The following is a 1,857-nucleotide window of genomic DNA, read 5'->3' as shown; positions in this document are numbered from 1 at the left end:
GATACGGCCATCGCGCATCACTCTCCTTCACTCGGACTTAGCCGTCTCGAAGGATCGCGCGGTGGCCGTCTCTCATCTACGCAACACGCCCATCACGGGCAAGTCGTACACCACTTCCCTGGACGCAACCGGCGCTCCAGAAGGTTCCCGACTCGTACCACTGCCCAGCAACCATCATGGCTGATATTCAACCAATCGGTGTCGAAGCCGTTCCAATCCGTATCAGAGCAACCAGCCGGGCGGAACCCGCGAACCAATAGGAACGTACGAACCGACCCCCGGCCGACGCCCGGAATGCTGGAATTCGGAGACACCGTGATGCGACTGGTGCTTGCCGGTACAGGACCTGTGAACGTCAGTCATCCACACGGCACCGGCCGGGCCACTCCCTCCGGCAACCGGGTGCGGTCATCAGTCCGGGCGCACTCCAGGTCCGCGCCGGAGATCCACGCCAGACAGGTCCGCGTCGCGTAGGTCCGCGCCGTCCAGGTTTGTGGCGGCGGGAAGTTTGAGCATGTAGCGGGTCGGCTCGGAGAATCTGTCGCCGCGGGTAGCGTCGCGGCGGCCGAGCACGGTCAACGCGGCCTGGATGTCGACCGGCGGAAAGGTGTCCGGCGTGTACGTGGGCCGCTTGGGTGCGGCGGCATGGACCCGGACGAACGCGGCGAGGATGTCGACGACGGCGGGCTGGTCCGCAGCGGAGTCGCGCATGATGCGCTCCAGGACGTAGATCGCGCCCAGGCGTACGTCCACCTTCCCCGCTCCTGGCTGGCCGAGCTGCTCGATCGCCTTGGTGAACCGGTCGGTGATCTGCCCCTGAGCGGTGAGCCGCTGCTGCTCCCGGTTGGCCTCGTTGGTCTGGCGGTTGGCCTCGTTGGCGAGGTCCAGGCCAATAGCCACGAATACCAACGACAGAATGCTGCTCACAGCCGTCACGAACCGCCGATGACCACGAGCCGCTGCCAGGGGTCGGGCTTGACGTCGATCGGCCCCGCCCGGACCAACTCCAGCCGAACCGCTGCCGGCTGCGCAGGCGTGGTCACGGAACGACCTCGGGTTCTCCGCCGCCGCTTGGTCCGTACAGGTTGACGATTCCCAGCATTCGACCGACCACAGAACGTCGACGTACGTCCATTGAACTCCACACCACCAACGAACAAGCTCCCGAATCTCACACAGGCATCATGCGACCCAGACGGACCCGCCCCGTACCTCGACCTGGGCAACCCGGCCGCCGCTGCCGGCCGCGCCCTGCTCACCGCCGACGTCACCCGCCTGGCTGCCCTCATCGGCCTGACCCGGCAATGACTCCACCACTACCAGGCCCACAAGATCGGTATCCGCGCACCCCTGCATGCCCAGCCCAAGCCGCTTGCCCCCCACGCAGTCGGTCGACCAGGACCAGGAGGAAGACCAGTGAACGCGATCCTGACCTTCGCCTTCACCCCCGGCCGCTAGCTCATGACCTGTCCCACACCGTCGCTTCTACCGTGGTCGTCAGCGAGTCCAGCGCGCCGGGCCGCGACAGCGCGACCACCGTGAGACAGCCGACCCTTCCGGCCCGGGTCTGGAAACACACGACCGTACCGACACGCACCTCCACACGGTGCTGGCCGACGACCGTGTTCAGAAGTTTCGCGCAGTCGGCCTGGGCCGGCGGCGCGGTGGCCTCCCACTCGACCAGCGCCTCGCCGGCGATCTCGGTGTACGCGGTGCCTTGCAGATCGCCGGGCATGGCAACGCTCGGCCGCACGGAGTCGAGCGAGTAGCCGGGGCCGCCGCAGCAGTCCATCGTCAGTCTGCCTTGCCACCGGACCCGAACGACGGGTGCGGCGGCCGGGGTCGTCGGGCGCGGGG

Annotated in this window: 2 protein-coding genes; both read right to left on the bottom strand. The window is 67.5% G+C overall.

Annotated elements, in window-relative coordinates; genetic code table 11:
* Window positions 1–411: 411 nt before the first annotated feature.
* A complete protein-coding gene (locus tag GSF22_RS35925) occupies window positions 412–900 on the bottom strand; it encodes a pentapeptide repeat-containing protein (protein WP_208817870.1) in 489 nt (162 codons plus the stop codon).
* Window positions 901–1,459: 559 nt separating this feature from the next.
* Window positions 1,460–1,857 (bottom strand): hypothetical protein (locus GSF22_RS33255; RefSeq protein ID WP_208817869.1); only part of this gene is annotated, 398 nt, incomplete at its 5' end.

The organism is Micromonospora echinofusca (assembly GCF_017614955.1).
Classification (GTDB): domain Bacteria; phylum Actinomycetota; class Actinomycetes; order Mycobacteriales; family Micromonosporaceae; genus Micromonospora; species Micromonospora echinofusca_A.
Note: the sequence above shows the minus strand (reverse complement) of the source record. Positions and strands in the feature narration are given on the sequence as shown.